Origin of the sequence: Bradyrhizobium sp. WYCCWR 13022, from assembly GCF_030435535.1 — a bacterium.
Lineage (GTDB): Bacteria > Pseudomonadota > Alphaproteobacteria > Rhizobiales > Xanthobacteraceae > Bradyrhizobium.
Window position 1 is genome coordinate 76116 of record NZ_JAUIZJ010000023.1, and the last position, 21502, is coordinate 97617.

The 21502-nt window shown below is 65.7% G+C and carries 17 protein-coding genes; 7 read left to right on the plus strand and 10 right to left on the minus strand.

Annotated features, from left to right (window positions below; translation table 11 throughout):
- The first annotated feature begins 6 nt into the window (after positions 1-6).
- Positions 7-3858 (plus strand): methionine synthase, encoded by a 3852-nt coding sequence (gene metH, locus QY049_RS27340; RefSeq protein WP_258765054.1) that lies wholly within the window; start codon positions 7-9, stop codon positions 3856-3858.
- 172 nt (positions 3859-4030) lie between these two features.
- Here metH and QY049_RS27345 read toward each other — a convergent pair whose 3' ends face one another.
- Positions 4031-4660, minus strand: a complete 630-nt coding sequence (locus tag QY049_RS27345; protein WP_258765053.1) for a glutathione S-transferase family protein — start codon at positions 4658-4660, stop codon at positions 4031-4033.
- A gap of 150 nt (positions 4661-4810) precedes the next feature.
- Between QY049_RS27345 and QY049_RS27350 the strand changes: the two genes are divergently transcribed.
- From QY049_RS27350 to QY049_RS27360, 3 genes are all read left to right on the plus strand, one after another.
- A complete protein-coding gene (locus QY049_RS27350; RefSeq protein ID WP_258765052.1) occupies positions 4811-5224 on the plus strand; it encodes a DUF6636 domain-containing protein in 414 nt (137 codons plus the stop codon).
- A 95-nt stretch (positions 5225-5319) separates the two neighbouring features.
- Entirely contained in the window at positions 5320-6267 is a 948-nt protein-coding gene (locus QY049_RS27355) for a threonine/serine dehydratase (RefSeq protein WP_258765051.1), read from the plus strand.
- Positions 6268-6386: 119 nt separating this feature from the next.
- The gene (locus tag QY049_RS27360) at positions 6387-7553 is read left to right on the plus strand and encodes a BBP7 family outer membrane beta-barrel protein (RefSeq protein WP_258765050.1); all 1167 of its coding nucleotides are present in this window, start codon (positions 6387-6389) and stop codon (positions 7551-7553) included.
- 18 nt (positions 7554-7571) lie between these two features.
- Here the strand turns inward: QY049_RS27360 and QY049_RS27365 are convergent, their stop codons facing one another.
- The 9 genes from QY049_RS27365 to QY049_RS27405 all read right to left on the minus strand — a co-directional run bounded on the left by QY049_RS27365 (position 7572) and on the right by QY049_RS27405 (position 18926).
- Complete coding sequence (locus QY049_RS27365; RefSeq protein ID WP_258765049.1) at positions 7572-8165, minus strand: N-acetyltransferase; 594 nt, start codon at positions 8163-8165, stop codon at positions 7572-7574.
- Positions 8162-9664 (minus strand): glycerol kinase GlpK, encoded by a 1503-nt coding sequence (glpK, locus tag QY049_RS27370; RefSeq protein ID WP_258765048.1) that lies wholly within the window; start codon positions 9662-9664, stop codon positions 8162-8164. Before glpK ends, QY049_RS27365 begins: the two co-directional genes overlap by 4 nt.
- A gap of 281 nt (positions 9665-9945) precedes the next feature.
- On the minus strand, positions 9946-10320 hold the full coding sequence (locus tag QY049_RS27375) for an endonuclease domain-containing protein (protein WP_367401205.1): 375 nt from the start codon (positions 10318-10320) through the stop codon (positions 9946-9948).
- Between the two features lie 6 nt (positions 10321-10326).
- Positions 10327-11100, minus strand: a complete 774-nt coding sequence (locus QY049_RS27380; protein WP_258765047.1) for an SDR family NAD(P)-dependent oxidoreductase — start codon at positions 11098-11100, stop codon at positions 10327-10329.
- Positions 11101-11258: 158 nt separating this feature from the next.
- Entirely contained in the window at positions 11259-12401 is a 1143-nt protein-coding gene (pimD, locus tag QY049_RS27385) for a pimeloyl-CoA dehydrogenase small subunit (protein WP_258765046.1), read from the minus strand.
- A gap of 162 nt (positions 12402-12563) precedes the next feature.
- Complete coding sequence (pimC, locus tag QY049_RS27390; protein WP_194479455.1) at positions 12564-13754, minus strand: pimeloyl-CoA dehydrogenase large subunit; 1191 nt, start codon at positions 13752-13754, stop codon at positions 12564-12566.
- A gap of 16 nt (positions 13755-13770) precedes the next feature.
- Positions 13771-14958, minus strand: a complete 1188-nt coding sequence (locus tag QY049_RS27395) for an acetyl-CoA C-acyltransferase (protein WP_194479454.1) — start codon at positions 14956-14958, stop codon at positions 13771-13773.
- Complete coding sequence (gene pimA, locus QY049_RS27400; protein ID WP_258765045.1) at positions 14955-16631, minus strand: dicarboxylate--CoA ligase PimA; 1677 nt, start codon at positions 16629-16631, stop codon at positions 14955-14957. The genes QY049_RS27395 and pimA overlap by 4 nt, the downstream gene beginning before the upstream one ends.
- 198 nt (positions 16632-16829) lie before the next feature.
- Positions 16830-18926, minus strand: coding sequence for a 3-hydroxyacyl-CoA dehydrogenase NAD-binding domain-containing protein (locus QY049_RS27405; protein WP_194479452.1), 2097 nt, complete (start codon positions 18924-18926; stop codon positions 16830-16832).
- Between the two features lie 129 nt (positions 18927-19055).
- Here QY049_RS27405 and QY049_RS27410 point away from each other — a divergent pair, with 129 nt between their 5' ends.
- The 3 genes from QY049_RS27410 to QY049_RS27420 all read left to right on the plus strand — a co-directional run bounded on the left by QY049_RS27410 (position 19056) and on the right by QY049_RS27420 (position 21496).
- The gene (locus tag QY049_RS27410; protein WP_194482591.1) at positions 19056-19922 is read left to right on the plus strand and encodes an IclR family transcriptional regulator; all 867 of its coding nucleotides are present in this window, start codon (positions 19056-19058) and stop codon (positions 19920-19922) included.
- Positions 19923-19988: 66 nt separating this feature from the next.
- On the plus strand, positions 19989-20786 hold the full coding sequence (locus QY049_RS27415) for an ABC transporter ATP-binding protein (RefSeq protein ID WP_194479451.1): 798 nt from the start codon (positions 19989-19991) through the stop codon (positions 20784-20786).
- Positions 20783-21496 (plus strand): ABC transporter ATP-binding protein, encoded by a 714-nt coding sequence (locus QY049_RS27420; RefSeq protein WP_194479450.1) that lies wholly within the window; start codon positions 20783-20785, stop codon positions 21494-21496. Before QY049_RS27415 ends, QY049_RS27420 begins: the two co-directional genes overlap by 4 nt.
- The last annotated feature ends 6 nt before the right edge of the window (positions 21497-21502 follow it).

Here is a 21502-nt window from a genome sequence, read left to right on the forward strand (position 1 = left end):
GACATCATGACCGTACCCACCTCGCCGAAGCGAACCGCCCTCATCAACGCCGCGCGCGAGCGCATTCTCGTGCTCGACGGCGCCATGGGCACGATGATCCAGAACCTTCAGTTCGACGAAGCCGCCTTCCGCGGCGAGCGCTTCGAGAATTTCCATCGCGACCTGCGCGGCAACAACGACTTGTTGATCCTGACCCAGCCGCAGGCGATCGAGGACATCCACGCCGCGTATTTGCGCGCCGGCGCCGACATCGTCGCGACCAATACATTCTCGACGACCTCGATCGCGCAGGCCGATTACGACCTCACCGAGATCGTCTACGAAATGGCGCGCGAAGGCGCCCGCCTCGCCGGCAATGCCGCCAGGCGTGTCGCCGCCGAGGACGGCAAGCCGCGCTTCGTTGCGGGCGCCATCGGTCCGACCAACCGTACCGCGTCGATTTCGCCGGATGTCGCCAATCCCGGCTACCGCGCGGTCACCTTCGACGATTTGCGCAAGTCCTATGGCGAGCAGATCCGCGGCCTGATCGACGGCGGCGTCGACCTGCTGCTGGTCGAGACCATCTTCGATACGCTGAACGCCAAGGCGGCGCTCTACGCGATTGCCGAGATCACCGAGGAACTCGGCATCGACATGCCGGTGATGGTGTCGGGCACCATCACCGACAAATCCGGCCGCCTGCTGTCGGGCCAGATGCCTGAAGCCTTCTGGAATTCCGTGCGGCACGCCAAGCCCGTCACCATCGGCTTCAACTGCGCGCTCGGCGCCGAAGACCTGCGCGCGCATATCGCCGATATCGGCCGCGTCGCCGACACACTGGTCTGCGCCTATCCCAACGCCGGCCTGCCCAACGAGTTCGGCCAGTATGACGAGACGCCCGAGTACATGGCGCGCCTCGTCGGCGAATTCGCGCGCGACGGCCTCGTCAACATCGTCGGCGGCTGCTGCGGCACCACGCCGGACCATATCGCCGCGATTGCCGCCGCAGTCGCTCCGCACAAGCCGCGCAGCGTCCCCGAAATCGCGCCGAAGCTGCGGCTCTCGGGCCTCGAGCCCTTCGTGCTGACGGATGCCATTCCGTTCGTGAACGTCGGCGAGCGCACCAACGTCACCGGCTCGGCGCGCTTCCGCAAGCTGATCACCGCCGGCGACTACACCGCCGCGCTGCAGGTCGCGCGCGACCAGGTCGAGAACGGTGCGCAGATCATCGACGTCAACATGGACGAAGGCCTCCTGGATTCGGAAGCCGCGATGGTGACGTTCCTCAACCTCGTCGCCGCCGAGCCCGACATCGCGCGCGTCCCCGTGATGGTGGACTCGTCGAAGTTCTCGGTGATCGAGGCCGGCCTGAAATGCGTGCAGGGCAAGCCGGTCGTCAATTCGATCTCGATGAAGGAAGGCGAAGAGAAATTCATCCACGAGGCCAAGATCGCCCGCCGCCATGGCGCCGCTGTCGTCGTGATGGCGTTCGACGAGGTCGGCCAGGCCGACACGTTCGCCCGCAAGACCGAGATCTGCAAGCGCGCCTACGACATCCTGGTGAACAAGGTCGGCTTCCCGCCCGAGGACATCATCTTCGATCCGAATATCTTCGCGATCGCGACCGGCATCGAGGAGCACAACAATTACGGCGTCGACTTCATCGAGGCGACGCGCTGGATCCGGCAGAACCTGCCGGGCGCGCACATCTCGGGCGGCGTGTCGAACCTGTCGTTCTCGTTCCGCGGCAACGAGCCGGTGCGCGAAGCCATGCATTCGGTGTTCCTGTATCACGCCATCAAGGCCGGCATGGACATGGGCATCGTCAATGCCGGCCAGATGATCGTCTATGACGACATCGACCCTGAATTGCGGCAAGTGTGCGAGGACGTCGTCCTCAACCGCGATCCCGGCGCATCCGAGCGCCTGCTGGCGCTCGCCGAGAAATTCCGCGGCAAGAAGACGGAAAGCAAGGAAGCCGATCTCGCCTGGCGCGAATGGCCGGTGGAGAAGCGGCTGTCGCATTCGCTGGTGCATGGAATCACCGAGTTCATCGAGCAGGACACCGAGGAAGCCCGCAAGAATTCCTCGCGCCCGCTCGACGTGATCGAGGGACCGCTGATGGCCGGCATGAACGTGGTCGGCGATCTCTTCGGCGACGGCAAGATGTTCCTGCCGCAGGTGGTGAAGTCGGCGCGCGTGATGAAGCAGGCGGTCGCTTGGCTGATGCCGTTCATGGAAGAGGAAAAGGCGCGCAACCTCGCCAACGGCGTTGACGGCGGCGCCTCCTCGTCGGCTGGCAAGATCGTGCTCGCGACCGTGAAGGGCGACGTCCACGACATCGGCAAGAACATCGTCGGCATCGTGCTCCAGTGCAACAATTACGAGGTGATCGATCTCGGCGTGATGGTGCCGGCGGCCAGGATCGTCGAGACCGTGAAGGCCGAGAAGGCCGACATCGTCGGCCTCTCGGGCCTGATCACGCCCTCGCTCGACGAGATGGCGTTCTTCGCCGGCGAATTGCAGCGCGAAGGCCTGAAGCTGCCGCTGCTGATCGGCGGCGCCACCACGAGCCGCGTGCATACCGCCGTGAAGATCGACCCGAGCTATCGCGCCGGTCCCGTCGTGCACGTCAACGACGCCAGCCGCGCCGTCGGTGTCGCGTCCTCGCTGCTCTCGCCGGAGAAGCGCGAAGCCTACGCCGCCGAGGTGCGCGCCGAATACGCCAAGATCTCGGAGGCGCATCTGCGCGCGCAGGCCGACAAGAAGCGGCTGAAGCTGGCCGACGCGCGCGCCAATCGCGTCCCGGTCGATTTTGCCAAGAGCAAGCCGGTAAAGCCGACCTTCCTCGGTATCAGGAGCTTCGACGACTACGATCTCGCCGAGCTGGTGCCCTATATCGACTGGACGCCGTTCTTCCAGACCTGGGAGCTCGCCGGCCGCTTCCCCGCGATCCTCAAGGACGACAAGGTCGGCGAGGTCGCGCGCTCGCTCTATGACGATGCGCGCAAGATGCTCGACACCATCGTCAGGGAGAAATGGTTCCAGGCCCGCGCCACCGTCGGCTTCTGGCCGGCGAATGCGCAAGGCGACGACATCGTGCTCTATGCCGACGATAACAGGACCAAGAGCATCGCGACGCTGCACACGCTGCGCCAGCAGCTCGAAAAGCGCGAGGGGCGCTTCAACGCGGCGCTATCAGACTTCGTCGCACCTACGGGCGTGCCGGACTATGTCGGCGGCTTCGTCGTCACGGCGGGCATCGGCGAGGACGCCGTCGCCGACCGTTTCAAGATGGCCAACGACGACTACTCCTCGATCCTGTGCAAGGCGCTGGCCGACCGCCTCGCCGAAGCTTTCGCCGAACGCATGCATGCCCGCGTGCGCCGCGAGTTCTGGGCCTATGCGCCGGACGAGGCGCTCTCCAACGACGAGCTGATCCTCGAGAAGTACCAGGGCATCCGCCCGGCGCCCGGCTATCCCGCGCAGCCCGATCACACCGAGAAGGCGACGCTGTTCGAGCTGCTCGATGCCGAAGCCACCGCCGGCGTGAAGCTGACCGAGAGCTTTGCGATGTGGCCGGGCAGTAGCGTGTCCGGGCTCTATTTCGCGAACCCCGAGAGCTATTATTTCGGCGTCGGCAAGATCGAGCGCGACCAGGTCGAGGACTATGCCGCGCGCAAGGGCATGACGGTGGCGGAGACCGAGCGCTGGCTCGCGCCGGTGCTGAACTACATCCCGTCGCAGCAAGGCACCGACAAGGCGTTCAAGGCAACGCCCGCGAACGACGAGACGTCGACGGACCTCGCCTCGCATCCGCCCGGCTGCACCTGTGCGGTGCATCTGGTCTGGCAGAAGAAGCGCGCGGGGGCGGGTTAGCGCCCACTCGGAAGGCAAAAGGCGAAAACAACCCCATGCACAGTAGGGCCGGGGTCGACAGATTTTTCGGTCTTACCGAAAAATCGATTGCTCCGTCGGGCAAAACACCTGTAAGAGTGCAGGATCGGAACCGCGCGCGTGATCGCGACATTGTCCCTCGGGCACGGCCCTCTCACCCCTTCGGCGGCGCCAGCGGCTGCACGATCTCCTGGAACGGGACCAGCGCTTCGCAGCGATCGGCATGCGCCGACAGCGCCGGATAGCGTGCCGCATCGAACAGTTGCGGATGCGCCTCGCGGGTGAACCTGACGACGCAGGCAACCGCAATGTCGGCATGGCCGGTGCGCATCCCCAGCCAATACGGCGTCGTCACCTTGGCCCGCTCGGCCTCGAGCACGCCGAGCACATCGCCGATCTGCGCCTGGCAGCGCTCGACCCATAGCGCGAGCTGCTCCTTCCGCAGCACGCGCTCGTAGAGCAGGCTGACCGCCTTATCGCCGAGGCCGGTCGCGAGCGCGCAGATCCGCAAATGCCGGCGGCGCTCGGCACCGCTTCGCGGCAGCATCGCCTTATCAGGCCCGACGAACTCGTCGAGATAGTCCAGAATGATCGTGCTCTCGATCAGCGCCTCGCCGTCGTCCAGCACTAGTGTCGGCACCCGACGCAGCGGATTGTACGGTGCGATCTTGTCGGCATCGCCGAAGGTCGACCATGGCCTGTGCTCGAAGCTGAGCCCGTAGAGCCGCAGCGCAATCGCGACGCGGCGGACGAAGGGGGAATCATATTGGCCGATCAGGAACATGGTTCTCGCTTCTCTCTGTCGTTAGACAAGGCAGGGCCGAACAGTTCATCGTCATTGGGCGGCGTCCGCAACAAACATCTTGGAAGGAGAGCATTGCGCGCAACGCAACAACGCGGAATCAATGGGCCGCCGACCGCCGGGAGTCCCGTCATGTTGTTACGTTCATTCACCGTGCTCGCCCTGCTCGCAGCAGTGAACTTCGCCCACGCGCAGGACCGCCCGATCGGCTTCCAGACGCCGTCGAAGAACATCGGCTGCCAGTTCTACACCGACAACGGACAGGGCATGCTCCGCTGCAACATCACCAATATGGACGCGCGCCCGCGCCGCCCCGCCGATTGCGAGCTCGACTATGGCCACGCCTTCGAGATGAGCGCGAAGGGCGCTGCGGGGCGCATCTGCGCCGGCGACACCGTCATGGACCCGTCACTGCCGGTGCTCGCCTATGGCGAGGTATGGCAGCGCGCGGGATTCACCTGTCGGTCAGAGCAGACGGGGCTGACGTGCTTCAACGCCATGCAGCATGGGTTCTCGCTGGCGCGGGCCGAGCAGAAGGTGTTTTGACAGCGGTAGCCTGCGAAACCGTCATTGCGAGCCACCGCGCTTGGACATGGTCCGCGGCTTGATGCACTTGGCGCGCATCGCTAGCATTCACCACCATGACAGCGACATCAGACATCACGCGCGAGCGGATCGCGGCGACCGAAGCCGTCATCCGTCCGCATATCCGCCGCACGCCGCTGCTTGCAGCCGACCTCGCCGATTTCGGGCTTGCACCCGCGCCCGTCATCTTCAAGCTCGAGCTGTTGCAGCATTCCGGTTCGTTCAAGGCGCGGGGCGCGTTTGCCAATCTGCTGCTGCGGCAAGTGCCGCAAGCCGGTGTCGTCGCCGCGTCCGGCGGCAATCACGGCGCGGCGGTCGCCTACGCGGCGCAGCGGCTCAAAGTGCCCGCGACGATTTTCGTGCCTGACATCACCTCGCCCGCCAAGGCCGAGCGGATCAAGGGCTACGGCGCCGAGCTCGTGATCGCGGGCAACCGCTATGCCGATGCGCTTGCGGCCAGTGAAGCGCATGTCGCGCGGACCGGCGCCATGGCCGTTCACGCCTACGACCAGGCAGAGACCCTGCTCGGCCAGGGCAGCGTCGGCCTCGAACTGGAGCAGGACGCGCCTGAAATCGACACGCTGCTGGTCGCCGTCGGCGGCGGCGGGCTGATCGGCGGCATCGCCGCGTGGAGCGCCGGCCGGACCCGCATCATTGCCGTGGAGCCCGAGCTCTCACCGACTTTGCACGACGCGTTCGAAGCAGGCGCCCCGGTCGACGCGCCGGCCAGCGGCCTCGCTGCCGACAGCCTCGCGCCGCGGCGTGTCGGCGAATTGATGTTTCCGATCGCGCGCGCCCATGTCGAGCGCGTCGTCCTGGTCAGCGACGATTCGATCCGGCAGGCCCAGGCTGCGCTGTGGTCGCGCCTGCGCCTGGTCACTGAGCCCGGCGGCGCGGCGGCGTTCGCGGCGCTGCTCTCGGGCGGCTATCGACCTTCGCCCGATGAGCGCATCGCGGTGCTGGTTTGCGGTGCGAATACGACGGCGGTGAAGTTCGACGGTTAGTGGTCTCAACAACGAGGCTTTGCGGCAACAGCCGCAGGTTCCTTTGTCGTCACGGTCCACTTCACCTTGCCGAACAAGACATCGCATGGTTCAGTCCGGGGAACCTTGGGGAAGGTCCGATGAACCGGCAGTTGGCGGCAGCGGCTGGGGTGGCGCTTGCGGCGGTCTCGCTGAATGGTGGCGCGGTTGCCGCCGACCTGCCGCTCAAGGCGCCGCCAAAAGCCGTCGAATTCAATCCGTTCTGGGCAGAGACAGAGTATCTCGCCTGGAGCGTGACCGGGGACAAGCTGCCCGCGCTGGTGACGACAGCGCCCGTCGGCACGCCACTGGGCGTGGCCGGCGTGCTCGGGCAGCCGACCACGACCGTGCTGTTCGGCAATTCCAGCGTCAACAATGATTGGCGCTCGGGTGGCCGCATCACGGCCGGCTACTGGTTCGATCCGCAGCGCAGCCGCGGCATCGAGGCGTCATTCTTCGGACTGGAGACTATCGGGACCGGCTTTGCGGCCGATTCCGGCGCCTATCCGATCCTGACGCGGCCTTTCACCAACGTGCTGACGGGACTTCCCGACGCGCTGATCGCAGGGTTTCCTGGTGTCTCCACCGGCAGCGTCGACGCCAGCGAGACATCGCGCCTGCTCGGCGCCGGCGCGCTCTATCGCCAGGATCTGAATATCCAAGGTTTGGGAATGTGGAGCGGACAGCGCATCAGCGCGCTGATCGGCTATCGGTACTTGCGCGCCTCCGACACGCTGTGGATCACCGACACCTCGACCAGCCTCGCCTTCGGGACGTTCACGCCGACAGACAATTTCAAGGCGGCGAGCAACTTCCACGGTCTCGATCTCGGCCTCGCCGGCGACTGGCGCAATGGCCCCTGGTCGCTGGAATGGCGCGGCAAGGTCGCGCTCGGCGCCGTCTTCAACACCGCCGACGTTTCGGGCTCGACGATTTCGACCGTCGCCGCCGTCACCACGACGGTGCCGGGCGGCTTCCTCGCGCTCGCCAGCAACAGCGGCCATTTCTCGCAGACCAAATTCGCCGTGGTGCCGGAACTGTCGCTGAAGGCGGGCTACCAGATTGCGCCGGCCTGGCGCCTGACCGTCGGCTACGACGTGCTGTACTGGACCGGCGTGCAGCGCGCCGGCGGGCTGATCGACACCACCGTCAATCCGAGCCTGGTGCCGCCAGGCCCGCCCGCGGGCCCGACCCGGCCGCTGCCGGTGATGAACACGACGAACCTGCTCGCGCAGGGATTCAGCTTCGGCGTGCGATACAATTATTGAACGCGCCGTCGCCGCTCCCTAAGCGATAACAGGCACATGCTTCGCCGCATCGCGCGGCGCCGTGCCGTCGAGCCGCGGATCATCCGCAATCTCGATCTGGCGACGGAACGGACGGAAGCCGGAGCGCTGATAGAACGCGACGGCCGAGGGATGGTCGAGGGTGCAGGTATGCACCCAGACGCGGCGCACCTCGCCGGACCAGGCGCGCTCCAGCGCGCGGTTCATCAGGAAGCGGGCGGCGCCGGTGCCGATCAGCCCAGCGGTGACGCCGAAATAGACGAGCTCGCACTGGCCGGGCTGACGGAAATCCAGCTCCAGCAGGCCTTCCTGGCGATCGTCGACGACGAGCGCGTAGACCTCGATACCAGTAGCGTGGACGATCGCGGCGAGCTCGGCGTCGTTCATCCGTGCGCGCGAGAACCACAGCCAGTTCTCGCCGACACGACGGAAGAGATCGCGATACCAGGGAAGCGGCGGCGTATCGACCTTGCGCAAGGACCACGTGCCCGGCGGATCGTCGCGGCGCGCGGGAGGTGCGGTCATCTCCAGATGGGTGACGACGGCCGCGATCTTCCCGTGGGGCACATCGGAATAGCCGTCGGGGAGGATCACTCCTCCCCCTCGTCGCTCGCCAGCACACCCTTCACCGCGCGGGCCCAGCCGGCGAGCTTCCGCTCGCGCGTGGCCTGGCTCATGTTCGGTCTGAAGCGGTGCTCCAGCCGCCAATTGTCGGCGAACTGCGTCGGCTCGGGATAGACGCCGGCGGCGAGGCCGGCGAGATAGGCAGCACCCAGTGCCGTGGTTTCCTGAATCACGGGACGATCGACCGGCGCGTCGAGCAGGTCGGCGAGACGCTGCATGGTCCAGTCCGACGCGGTCATGCCGCCGTCGACGCGCAGCACGTTCTCGGCCTTTTCGCCGGGCCAGTCGGCGCGCATCGCCGCGCGAAGATCGTAGGTCTGGTAGCAGACGCTCTCCAGCGTCGCGTGCGCGATCTCGGCCGGGCCGGTGTTGCGGGTCAGCCCGAACAGCGCGCCGCGCACCCGCGGATTCCAGTAGGGCGCCCCCATGCCGACGAAGGACGGCACGAGATAGACGCTCTGCATGGGGTCCGACTGATCGGCAAGAGGTCCGGTCTCGGCGGCATGCTTGATCAGCTTGATGCCGTCGCGCAGCCATTGCACCGCGCTGCCGGCGACGAAGATCGAACCCTCGAGCGCGTAGGTGCGTTTTCCGCCGAGCTGATAGGCGATGGTGGTGAGCAGCTTGTTCCTGGACACCACGGGCGTGGTGCCGGTGTTGAGCAGCGCGAAGCAGCCGGTGCCGTAGGTCGATTTGATCATGCCCGGGCGGAAGCAGGCCTGGCCGATGGTGGCGGCCTGCTGATCGCCGGCGATGCCCGAGATGGCGATGGCGCCGCCGAACAGGTCCGGCGTGCTTTCGCCGTAAGCGGCCGAGGAATCCTTCACCTCCGGCAGCATCGAGCGCGGCACGCCGATGATCTCCAGCAGCTCGTCGTCCCACTGGCCGGTGTGGATGTTGAACAGCAGCGTGCGCGAGGCATTGGTGGCGTCGGTGGCGTGCACCTTGCCACCGGTGAGGCGCCACAGCAGGTAGCAATCGACGGTGCCGAACATCAGCTCGCCGCGCGCGGCGCGGGCGCGCGCACCAGGGACGTGGTCGAGGATCCAGGCGACCTTGGTCCCGGAGAAATAGGGATCGACGATCAGGCCGGTCTTCTGCGTGATGACGGGCTCGCGGCCGTCGTGCTTCAGCTTCGCGCAGACGTCGGCGGTGCGACGATCCTGCCAGACGATGGCGCGGTGCACGGCCTGGCCGGTGGCGCGATCCCACACCACGGTGGTCTCGCGCTGGTTGGTGATGCCGATCGCGGCGATGTCCTTCGCGCTGATCCCCGCCTTCTCGATCGCATCGCGGCAGACCATCACGGTCGAGGTCCAGATGTCCTCCGGCTCATGCTCCACCCAGCCCGAGGCCGGAAAATGCTGCGGAAACTCCTGCTGCGCCGTCGCGGCAATGGAAATGTCGCCGCGAAACACGATCGCGCGCGAGGAGGTGGTGCCCTGGTCGATGGCGAGGACGAAAGACATGGAAGCACCCTTGGCGTTATTTTGGCGTTTTCCCCTGGGGGATCATTGTGTCGCGCCATAGGGAGCGGATTGGCGGCGGAAGGTCAAGGTGCGATGGGGGGCCCCTTTCTTTCCCTCCCCTGGAGGGGAGGGTCGGCTCGCATTGAGCGCAGCGAAATGTGAGACGGGTGGGGTGACGGTCGCTCCGCATCCGACAGTACCCGTGTGGAGAGATCACCCCACCCCGCTCGCGCTGCGCGCGATCGACCCTCCCCCTCCAGGGGAGGGTAAACAGCGAAGCTTTATTTGCGTCGATGTTTCAACTTGATCGTTTCCGCCTCGCGCGATCCGTAGAGCTCGACATAGATGCGTTCGAGGACGGCGGTCAGATCGCTCGTGATCTCCGAGTTCCAGAACCGAATGACGCGGCAGCCTTCGTTCTCGAGCCAGCGTTGGCGTTCGAGGTCACGAGCTGCTGTCGCGTCCTCGTTGTGGTGTCCGCCGTCAAGCTCGATGATGAGGTGTTTGGCTGGACAGAGGAAGTCGACAATGTAAGAACCAATCGGCGCCTGCCGCCGAAAATGCGAACCTTCCATTGGAAGCTCTTTGAGGGCGCGCCACAGCATTCGTTCATGCGGCGTGGCGTCCGCTCTCAGCTTCTTCGCAATTTCAAGCAGTAAAAGCTACACCGCAGCCGTCGTCACGCCGCCGTCGATGACGATGGTCTGGCCGGTCATGAAGCTCGAAGCGTCCGAGGCGAGATAGGCGACGGCGCCGGCGATCTCGTCGGGCTCGCCGATGCGGCGAAGCGGCGTGGTGGCGGTGCGGCGCTTGAGGTTGGCTTCGTCTTCCCACAGAGCGCGGGCGAAGTCGGTCTTGACGAGGCCGGGTGCGATGCAATTGACGCGGACCCCCTTCGGCCCCCATTCGCCGGCAAGCGAGCGGCACAGCGCGAAGTCGGCCGCCTTGGAGATGCCGTAGGCGCCGATGACGGTGGAGCCGCGCAAGCCCCCGATCGAGGAGATGATGACAACGGAGCCGTTGCCGCGCTCCGCCATCTGGGGGATCGCGAGCGCGGAGAGCCAGATGTTGCTCTTGACGTTCGAGCCCATGATCTTGTCGAAGGCCTCGTCGGTGATGTCGAGCAGCGGGCCGTAATACGGGTTCACCGCGGCGTTGCAGACGAGGATGTCGATCTTGCCGTAGTGCCTGGTGGCGCCTGCGATCAGCGCCTCGACCTCGTTCCTGCGCGCGATGTTGCAGGGAATGACGATCGCATCGCCGCCGCCGGCAATGATGCCGTCGGCGACCTCCTTGCAGGCATCGGCCTTGCGCGAGGACACCACGACCTTGGCGCCGAGTTTTGCCAGCAGCTCTGCCGATGAGCGGCCGATGCCGCGGCTGGAGCCGGTGACGACGGCGACCTTGCCGGTGAGATCGAACGGGGTGTTCTTCATTGTTGTTGCTCCGCTGATGCCGCTAGTTCGGTGTCATCGCCCGGCTTGACCGGGCGATCCAGTATTCCAGAGACGGCGCGGCTGGAATCGAGAGGCCGCGGCGTACTGGATCCCCCGCTTTCGCGGGGGACGACAGTCTTCGTGTGGTCTCGTTCGAGTTAGATCAACCCACCCGCATCCGCGACGCGACGCTGGTGGTAGTCGGTGTCGCCAAAGGTGTTCTCGATCATGGTCAGGCGCTTGAAGTAGTGGCCGATCTTCGCCTCCATGGTCATGCCGATGCCGCCGTGGAGCTGGATCGCCTGCTGGCCGACGAACTTCAGCGACTTGCCGATCTGCACCTTGGCCGCTGCGATGGCGTTGGCGCGCTCCTTGGCGTTCTCGAAATCGTTCGCCATGGTCGCGAACATCGACATCGAGCGCGCCTGCTCGGCCGCGACGAACATGTCGGAGGCGCGGTGCTGCAACGACTGGAACGAACCGATCGCGACGCCAAACTGCTTGCGCGTCTTGATGTACTCGACGGTCGTCTTCAGCGATTCATCCATCAGGCCGACGGCTTCGGCGCAGAGCGCGACGCGCGCTTCGTCCACCACGCGCTCGATCAGAGCGAGCGAGTCGTCGGGATTGCCGATCGCGGCGTCGCTGCCAACCTCGACACCGGTGAAGGTGATGTCGGCGGCGTGCAGGCCGTCCTGGGTCGGATAGGACTTCCTGGTGACGCCCTTGGCATTCGCCGGCACCAGGAACACGCCGATGCCGGTCGTGTCGCGGCGGCCACCCCTGGTGCGCGCGGTGACCAGAAGCGTGTCGGCGTTCTCGCCGTTGAGCACGACGAACTTCTCGCCGTCGATCACCCAGCCGTCGCCCTTCTTCTTCGCCGTCGTGGCGACGTCGAACAGGTCGTAGCGCGAGTTCTTCTCGAGCTGGGCGAACGCCAGCGTCTTGCTGCCGTCGACGATCCCCGGCACATGCGCGGCCTTCTGCGCATCGGTGCCGGCATGGCGCAGGAAGCCGCCGCCGATCACCACGGTTGCCAGATACGGCTCGAGCACGAGCGCCTTGCCGAGCGCTTCCATCACGATCATGGTCTCGACACCGCCGCCGCCGAAGCCGCCATCGGCCTCGCTGAAGGGCAGACCCAACAGGCCCTGCTCGGCGAGCTTGCCCCAGACGGCTTGGCTCCAGCCGCCCTTCTCCTTCATGTACTTCTTGCGGCTCTCGAAATCGTAGGAATCGGTCAGCAGGCCGTCGATGCTGTCCTTCAGGAGCCGCTGCTCCTCGGTCAAATCAAAATCCATGTTTCTCTCCAAATCGGCGGGAATTGCCCTGCCGTCGCCTCACCCTCAGACGTCATCCCCGCGAAGGCGGGGATCCAGTAAACGCAGCCGCCTGACGTACTCACGACTGCCGCGGCGTACCGGGTCCCCTTTTTCGCGGGGGACGACACCGTCATTGTTGAATCACAGCCCCAGCACCGCCTTGGCGATGATGTTGCGCTGGATCTCGTTGGAGCCGCCGTAGATCGAGACCTTGCGGTTGTTGAAGTAGCTCGGCGCGATCTGGGCGGTCCAGTCCATCGCCTCGTTGGAGCCGTCGTCGCCGTGCACGTCGTAGGGCGCGGCGAACGGGCCGATCACTTCCATCAAGAGCTCGGTGGTGGTCTGCTGGATCTCGGAGCCCTTGATCTTCAGCACCGAGGAGGCCGGATTGGGCTTGCCCTTGCCGTGCTTGCCCTCGTCGGCGACGACGCGGAGCTGAGTCAGTTCGAGCGCCTTCAGCTCGATCTCGCACGCGGCGAGCTTCTCGCGGAACGCCGCGTCCTGGATGATCGGCTTGCCGCCGGACTCGACCTTGCCGGCGAGATCGCGGATGCGCCGCAACCGCTCCTTGGAGACGCCGACGCGCGCGATGCCGGTGCGCTCGTTGCCGAGCAGGAACTTGGCGTAGTCCCAACCCTTGTTCTCCTCGCCGATCAGGTTCTCGTAGGGCACCTCGACGTCGTCGAAGAACACCTCGTTGACCTCGTGACCGCCGTCGATGGTCTGGATCGGGCGTACGGTGACGCCCTTGGATTTCATCGAGAACACGATGAAGGAGATGCCCATCTGCTTCTTGGCGCTGGCGTCGGTGCGGCAGAGGCAGAAGATCATGTCGGCGTGCTGGGCGAGCGTCGTCCAGGTCTTCTGGCCGTTGATGATCCACTTGTCGCCCTTGCGCTCGGCCTTGGTCTTGAGCGAAGCGAGGTCAGAACCCGAACCCGGCTCGGAGAAGCCCTGGCACCACCAATCGTCGACGTTGGCGATGCGCGGCAGGTACTTCTTCTTCTGCTCTTCGCTGCCGAAGGTGTAGATCACGGGGCCGACCATGCTGACGCCGAAGGCGAGCGGCTGCGGCGCCGGGTAGGACTGCAGCTCCTCGTTGAAGATGTAGTGCTGCACCGAGGTCCAGCCCGTGCCACCATACTGCGTCGGCCAGTGGCTGGTGCCCCAGCCCTTCTTGTTGAGGATGCGCCACCACGTCACCATCTCGTCCTTCGAGAGATGGCGGCCTTCCACCAGCTTGCGCCGTGTATCCGGCGGCACGTTGTCGCGGAAGAATGACCGCACTTCCTCGCGAAACGCCTGCTCTTCTTTCGTGAATGCGAGATCCATCGGATCCTCCTGTGAATTACTGCAAAACTTCGAACAGACCGGCGGCGCCCATGCCGCCGCCGACGCACATGGTGACGACCGCGTACTTGGCCTTGCGGCGGCGGCCTTCGATCAGGGCATGGCCGGTCAGGCGCGCGCCCGACATGCCGTAGGGATGGCCGACCGAGATCGCCCCGCCGTCGACGTTGATCTTCTCGGGGTCGATGCCGAGCTTGTCGCGGCAATACAGCACCTGCACGGCGAAGGCTTCGTTCAATTCCCAGAGGCCGATGTCGTCGACCTTGAGGCCATGACGCTTGAGCAGGCGCGGCACGGCGAACACCGGGCCGATGCCCATCTCGTCCGGCTCGCAGCCGGCGGAGACGAAGCCGCGGAAGATGCCGAGCGGGCTCAGGCCGCGCCTGGCGGCTTCCTTGTCGCTCATGATCACCGAGGCGCTGGCGCCGTCCGAAAGCTGGCTCGCATTGCCGGCGGTGATGGAGAACCCTTCGCCGCGCACGGGCTTGAGGCCGGCAAGGCCTTCAGCCGTGGTTTCGGGGCGCGGGCCCTCGTCCTGCGACAGCGTGACTTCCTTCATCGAGACCGTGCCGGTCGCCTTGTCGGTCACGGCCATCTGCGTCGTGATCGGCGCGAGCTCGTCCTTGAACTTGCCGCCCTGTTGCGCGGCTGCGGTGCGGCGCTGGCTCTCGAGAGAATACTCGTCCTGCTTCTCGCGCGAGATTCCGTAGCGCTTGGCGACGATTTCCGCGGTGTCGATCATGGGCATGTAGACCTCGCCCTTGATCTTGAGCAGCGCCGGATCCTGGGCGTGGAAGCCGTTCATCTTGTCGTTCTGCACGAGGCTGATCGACTCGCCGCCGCCACCCACCGCGACCTCGACACCGTCGAAGATCACCGAGCGTGCCGCCAGCGCGATGGCCTGGAGGCCCGAGGCGCACTGACGGTCGATCGTGGTGCCGGCGACGGTGACAGGCAGACCCGCGCGGAGCAGCGCCTTGCGCGCGATGTTGCCGCCGGTTGCGCCCTGCTGGAGGGCCGCGCCCATCACGACGTCCTCGATCTCCTTCGGATCGACCTTGGCGCGCGCGACGGCTTCGCCGATGGCGTGGCCGAGCAGCGTGGCACCCTCGGTGGCGTTGAGCATGCCGCGGTAGGCCTTGCCGATCGGCGTGCGGGCGGTGGAAACGATGACGGCGTCGGTCAAGAGCGACCTCCTGGTTGCGTTAGATGTGATGGCTTCTGCTGCTGGCGCAATTCGTGGCGCGACAGCTTTCCGACCGGCGTGCGCGGCAGATCGTCGACGAACTCGACCGACGCCGGCAATTCGTGCTTGCCGACCTTGCCCGTGAGCTGCGCGCGCAGCTCGTCGAGCGAGAACGGCTTTGCGTCCGGCTTCAGCTTGATGAAGGCCTTTGCGGCCTCGCCCCGATACTGGTCGGGAATGCCGAGCACGATCACCTCGTGCACGCCCGGAACGGTGTAGATCGCCTGCTCGATCATCTGCGGATAGACGTTGAAGCCGCCGGAAATGATCATGTCCTTCTTGCGGTCGACCAGGAAGAAATAGCCGTCGCTGTCGACATAGCCGATGTCGCCGGTGAGGAAGCGGCCGTCGATGAAGGCCTCTGCGGATCCCGCCGGCTTGTTCCAGTAGCCCTTGGTGACGTTCGGGCCCTTGATGCGGATTTCACCGACTTCGCCCGGCGGCAGCACCTTCGTGGGATCGTCCAGCGAGACGACGTCGAGCTCGATGCCGGGCAGCATCAAGCCGATCGAGCCCGGCTTTTCGGGACCGGTAGGCGGATGGCCGGTGCCGGGCGAGCAGGTCTCGGTCATGCCCCAGCCGCTCTTCAGCTTCTTGCCGACCTTGCGCTCGAAGAAGCTCGCGACCTCGACCGGCAGCGGCGCGCCGCCGGAGCCGATCGCGTTGAGCGAGGAGAAGTCGCGCTTGTCGAGATTGGGGAGGGCTGCGATCGCGATCCACATCGTCGGCACGCCGGGGAAATAGGTCGCGCGCTTGACCTCGATGTCCCGCATCACGGCCTCGACGTCGAAACGCTGATGGATCGAGATCAGATTGCCGCGGCGGAGCGATGACAGCAGCACGACGGTCAGCGCATAGATGTGGAACAGCGGCAGCACGCAGATCACGCGCTCGACGACGTCGCCGCGCGCCGCACGTGCCGGCTTGCCCCAGACGTCGTAGATCGACACGGCAGAGGAGAGATTGCCGTGCGTGAGCATGGCGCCCTTGGGCAGGCCGGTGGTGCCGCCGGTATATTGCAGCAGCGCGACGTCATCGACTGCAACCGCGGGCCATTGCGCCGGCAACGGCGCGCCCTCGACGAAGGCCTTGAAGGTGACGATGCGGGGATCACTTGGAATCGCCGCCTGCGGCGTGCCGACCTTACCCCAGTCGTCGTCCTCGCAGACGACGAGGCGGTCGATCAGCCCCTTCTCCAGGAATTTCAGCGCGGTCGGCAGCAACGCCTGCAGGTTCGAGGTGACCAGCACGCGCGAGCCGGAGTCGGAGACCTTGTGCGTCAGCGCGATCTCGCCGTCGAGTGGCGACAGATGCGCGACGCGCGCGCCTGCCTTCAGCGCGCCGAAGAAATTGACGGGATGGTCCGGCGTGTTGCCGAGGAACAGCGCGACGGAGGTGTTCTTGCCGCAGCCGGCGCGCAGGAACGCAGCGGCCGCGCGTTCGGCCATGGCGGCAAGCTCGGTATAGGTGATCGGACGATCGCGAAACTCGAGCGCGGTGCGCGGGCCGTAATTTGCGGCAGCGGTCGCGAGCAGGTCAGGCAGCGTGCCCTGGACGATGGTGTCGTCCCAATGCACGCCCTCGGGGTAAAACTGTTCGCCGGGATGGGTCATTGCTTCGTTACTTTGCACGTAAGGCAGGCACGGACGGATGGGCTCCCTCCCCCCTTGTGGGGGAGGGTTGGGGAGAGGGGTAGCCACAAGCTCTGCTCTCGCGCGGGGCTACCCCCCGCCCTGCCCCTCCCCCACAAGGGGGGAGGGAACGGAGAGAGCGTTGCCCGGAGCGCGACATCGCAGCAGCCACCGATCCGATCAAGCCGCCTTCGACGCCGCGGCCAGCGAGGCGAAGGTCTTGCCTTCCGCCGCAAGCTTCTTCAGCAGCGGGGCGGGCTCGAGGCTCGGGTCGTTGGTCTCCTTGGCGTAGAAGGCCAGGCGATCGGCGATGTGCTTGAGGCCGACGGTGTCGGCCCAGAACATCGGACCGCCGCGGTAGATCGGCCAGCCATAGCCGTAGAGCCAGACCACGTCGATGTCGGAGGGGCGCGCCGCGATGCCCTCTTCGAGGATCTTCGCGCCCTCGTTGATCATCGGGTACATCATGCGCTCGAGGATCTCGTCGTCGCTGACGATGCGCTTCTTGCGGCCGAGGCGCAGCAGCGTCTCGTCGATCAGCTTCTCGACCTCGGGATCGGGCATCGGCGCACGGGAGCCGGCCTCATATTTGTAGTAGCCCTTGCCGGTCTTCTGGCCGAAGCGGCCGGCTTCGCACAGCGCGTCCGCGATCTCGGACTTGATGCCGCGGTCCTTGCGCGAGCGCCAGCCGATGTCGAGGCCGGCGAGGTCACCCATCGCGAACGGGCCCATCGGCATGCCGAACTTGGTGACGACGGCATCGACCTGCTGCGGCAGAGCGCCCTCGAACAACAGCTTCTCCGACTGCTTGCCGCGCTGGGCCAGCATGCGGTTGCCGACGAAGCCGTCGCAGACGCCGACCACGGCCGGCACCTTGGCGATCTTGCGGGCGATGCTGACGGCAGTGACCAGCGCATCCGGCGCGGTCTTGTCCGCGCGGACGATCTCGCACAGCTTCATGACGTTGGCCGGCGAGAAGAAGTGCATGCCGAGCACGTCCTGCGGGCGCTTGGTCGCCTTCGCGATCTCGTCGATGTTGAGGTAGGAGGTGTTGGAGGCAAGCACGGCGCCCGGCTTGACGTACTGGTCGAGCTTGCCGAACACCTCCTTCTTCACCGCCATGGTCTCGAACACGGCTTCGATGACCAGGTCGGCATCGCCGACGTTCTCGATGCCGACGACACCGTTGATCAGCGCCATGCGCTTGGCGGGCGCGTCAGCCGGGATGCCGCCGCGCGCCGCGGTCGCTTCCCAGTTCTTCTGCATGATGCCCATGCCGCGCTTGAGCTGCTCTTCGCCCGTTTCGATCAAGGTGACGGGGATGCCGGCATTGGCGAAGGACATCGCGATGCCGCCGCCCATGGTGCCGGCGCCCAAAATGGCAACTCGGTTAACGGGACGCGACTTGGTGCCTTCGGGCACGCCTGCGATCTTGTTGGCCTCGCGCTCTGCGAAGAACGCATAGCGCTGCGCCTTGGACTGGTCGCTGGCGACGAGCTTGAGGAAACCCTCGCGCTCCTTCTTTAGACCTTCGTCGAATGGCAGGTCGATCGCCGCACCGACGGCGTCGGCCGCCGCGAACGGCGCTTCCAGGCCGCGCGCCTTCTTGGTCATGGCCGCGACCGCGTTGGTGAAGATCGAGCGATCGGCCTTCGCAGCAGCGATCTTGGAATCGTCGTCGCGCAGACGGCGCAGCGGGCGCTTCTCGGCCAGCAGCTTGCGCACGAAAGCTTCGCCGCCGGACGCCGGACCCTCGACGATCTCCTCGATCAGGCCGGCCTTGAGCGCTTCGGCGGCACCGATGGGATCGCCGCCGACGATCATCTTGACGGCGAGTTCGGGACCGACCGCGCGCGGCAGGCGCTGGGTGCCGCCGGCGCCCGGCAACAGGCCGAGCTTCACCTCGGGCAGGCCGAGCTTGGCCTCTTTCACGGCCACGCGGAAATGACATGCGAGCGCGACCTCGAGGCCGCCGCCGAGCGCGGTGCCGTGGATCGCGGCCACGATCGGCTTCGGCGAATTCTCCATCTCGGCCAGCACTTCGTTGAGGCCCGGCGGCTTCGGCGGCTTGCCGAATTCGGTGATGTCGGCGCCGGCGATGAAGGTGCGGCCGGCGCAGGTCAGCACGATGCCCTTGATCGCGGGATCGGCGACGGCGGCCTTGATGCATTCCAGAATGCCACCGCGGACTGCGGCACTCAGCGCATTGACCGGAGGGCTATTGACCGTGACGATCCCGACTTCGTCATGACGCTCAAGCTTGACCACTTCGCTCACGGTTTCCCTCCTTGGTGGGGCTTACTTTTGTTCGATTTCGCGGTGCGGAATTTAATTCCGCATCTTGACGGCAGGGTTATTTTGAAGCACGTGGCTTGTCAACGACTCCGCGCAAGAAGCAGATCAGGGATGAAGCGTACAGGAAAGAAGACTGCGACCGATCGGAATTTCGTCGTCGCGCTTTCCCGCGGGCTTGATGTATTGCGAGCTTTCCAACCGAGCGACGGACTTCTCGGCAATCAGGAGATTGCCTCCCGCACCAATCTGCCGAAGCCGACCGTTTCGCGGCTGACCTATACGCTGACGAAGCTCGGCTACCTGACACCGGTTCCCCGTTTCGAGAAATATCAGCTCGCGCCCGCCGCGATGGCGCTGGGTTACGCGGCGCTCGCCAATCTCGGTGTTCGGCATTTGTCCGAACCGTTCCGCGAGGAAATGATGCGCGCGACGGGAGGTGCCGTCGCGATCGGCGGCCGCGATCGTCACAGCATGATCTATTTCGGACAGAGCCGCGGCAGCGAGACCGTCGGCGTTCAACTTGACGTCGGCTCCCGCGTGCCGATTGCAACCAGCGCGATGGGTCGCGCCTATTTCTGGGCGCTCGGCGAGGAGGACCGCGCTGAACTGTCGCGCGTCCTGCGCGAACATTACGGCAGCCGCTGGCCGAAGATGCGCGACGGCCTGGAGCGCTCCGGCGAGACCGTCGCCAAGCACGGCTTTGCGATCTCGGTCGGCGACTGGCACGACGACATCGGCGCCGCCGGCGTCGCACTCAAGCTCAACGACGGAACCGGACCTTATGCGTTCAATTGTGGCGCACCCGCATTCCGCTTCACGGAAGAGCGTTTGATCAACGACATTGGACCGCGTCTGCTGTCGATGGTAAGGAACATCGAAGCGGCACTTGGGGGTCTGATGCCGCCATCCAAAAAAGACGACAGCAAAAAGCTGAAATCAGGAGGAAAAGTTGCGCGCCTGGCCGAGGGGATCAGATAGCCATTGTCATAACGGGGAGCGGTTTGCATCGCCCCTTCGCCCACTGAACCGTGTGGGCGAGACGAGATGACGCAGGCACAGCTCGCGCAGGGGACATCGCCCCTGCTCGCGGTTCGCGACGTCAGCGTCGTGTTCGGCGGCATCGTCGCGCTCAACGGCGTGTCCTTCGACATGCACAAGGGCCAGATCCTCGGATTGATCGGCCCCAACGGCGCCGGCAAGACCACGCTCTTCAACTGCCTCTCGCGCCTCTACCAGCCGTCGTCGGGCGACATCCTGATGGAAGGCGCGAGCATCCTGTCGCGGCCGCCGCACCGGATCGCCGAGATCGGCATCGGCCGCACCTTCCAGAACGTGGCGCTGTTTCCGAACCTGTCGGTGATGGACAATGTCCGCGTCGGCACCCACGCCCGCACCTCCAGCGACATCATCAGCGACTCGCTGCGGCTCGCCTGGATTCGCCGCGGCGAGAGCAGCGTGAACAAGAAGGTGCACGAGATCCTCGCTTATCTCGGTCTCGAGGACGTCGCCCACACCACCGTCTCCGGCCTGCCCTTCGGTACGCAGAAGCGCGTCGAGCTGGCGCGCGCGCTGGCGGCGGACCCGAAGATCCTGCTGCTCGACGAGCCCGCCGGCGGCCTCAACCACGAAGAGGTCTACGTCCTCGGCGACCTCATCCGCAAAATCCGTGACGAGCGCCACATGACCGTGCTGCTGGTCGAGCACCACATGGGCCTCGTGATGTCGATCGCGGACCACGTCGTCGCGCTGAATTTCGGCAAGAAGCTCGCGGAAGGTACGCCCGCCCAGGTGCAGGCCGACCCCGACGTCATCAAGGCCTATCTCGGGAGCAAGGACCAATGACGACGCTGCTCAACGTCAAGGACCTGCGCGCCTATTACGGCCAGGTCCAGGCGCTCCACGGCCTCTCCTTCTCGCTCAGCGAGGGTTCGTTGACGACGCTGCTCGGGGCCAACGGCGCCGGCAAGACCACGACGCTGCGGGCGATCTGCAACATGGTGCGCTCCACCGGCGGCATCGAGTTCGACGGCAAGCCGCTGAACAACCGGTCGACCGAGAGCATCGTGCGCTTCGGCATCGCCCACGTGCCGCAGGGCCGCGGCACCTTCACCACCATGACGGTGGAGGAAAACCTGCAGCTCGGGGCCATCACCCGCAAGGACAATGCCGGCATCGTCTCCGACATCGAGCGCATGTATGCGCATTTCCCGGTTCTGAAGCAGCGGCACACCCAGCAGGCCGGCACGCTCTCCGGCGGCGAGCAGCAGATGCTCGCGGTCGCGCGCGCGCTGATGCTGCGGCCGCGCCTGATGCTGCTCGACGAGCCGTCCTTCGGCCTCGCACCGCTGGTGGTGCGCGACCTGTTCGGCATCCTCGGCAAGATCAACCGCGAGGACAAGGTGTCGATCCTGGTGGTCGAGCAGAACGCCCAGCTCGCGCTCGAGCTCGCCGACCAGGCCTATGTGATCGAGACCGGCCGTATCGTGATGTCCGGCAACGCCAAGGACATCGCGAACAACGAAGACATCCGCAAATCCTATCTGGGTTACTGAGGAGCC

Excerpts from the sequence above, each read along its gene's own strand:
- metH (WP_258765054.1), top strand. The coding sequence starts at position 7 with ATGACCGTACCCACCTCGCCGAAGCGAACCGCCCTCATCAACGCCGCG.
- glpK (WP_258765048.1), bottom strand. The coding sequence starts at position 9,664 with ATGTCTTTCGTCCTCGCCATCGACCAGGGCACCACCTCCTCGCGCGCG.
- QY049_RS27420 (WP_194479450.1), top strand. The coding sequence starts at position 20,783 with ATGACGACGCTGCTCAACGTCAAGGACCTGCGCGCCTATTACGGCCAG.
- pimA (WP_258765045.1), bottom strand. The coding sequence starts at position 16,631 with ATGACCCATCCCGGCGAACAGTTTTACCCCGAGGGCGTGCATTGGGAC.
- QY049_RS27350 (WP_258765052.1), top strand. The coding sequence starts at position 4,811 with ATGTTGTTACGTTCATTCACCGTGCTCGCCCTGCTCGCAGCAGTGAAC.
- pimC (WP_194479455.1), bottom strand. The coding sequence starts at position 13,754 with ATGGATCTCGCATTCACGAAAGAAGAGCAGGCGTTTCGCGAGGAAGTG.
- QY049_RS27360 (WP_258765050.1), top strand. The coding sequence starts at position 6,387 with ATGAACCGGCAGTTGGCGGCAGCGGCTGGGGTGGCGCTTGCGGCGGTC.
- QY049_RS27380 (WP_258765047.1), bottom strand. The coding sequence starts at position 11,100 with ATGAAGAACACCCCGTTCGATCTCACCGGCAAGGTCGCCGTCGTCACC.
- pimD (WP_258765046.1), bottom strand. The coding sequence starts at position 12,401 with ATGGATTTTGATTTGACCGAGGAGCAGCGGCTCCTGAAGGACAGCATC.
- QY049_RS27415 (WP_194479451.1), top strand. The coding sequence starts at position 19,989 with ATGACGCAGGCACAGCTCGCGCAGGGGACATCGCCCCTGCTCGCGGTT.
- QY049_RS27410 (WP_194482591.1), top strand. The coding sequence starts at position 19,056 with ATGAAGCGTACAGGAAAGAAGACTGCGACCGATCGGAATTTCGTCGTC.
- QY049_RS27345 (WP_258765053.1), bottom strand. The coding sequence starts at position 4,660 with ATGTTCCTGATCGGCCAATATGATTCCCCCTTCGTCCGCCGCGTCGCG.
- QY049_RS27355 (WP_258765051.1), top strand. The coding sequence starts at position 5,320 with ATGACAGCGACATCAGACATCACGCGCGAGCGGATCGCGGCGACCGAA.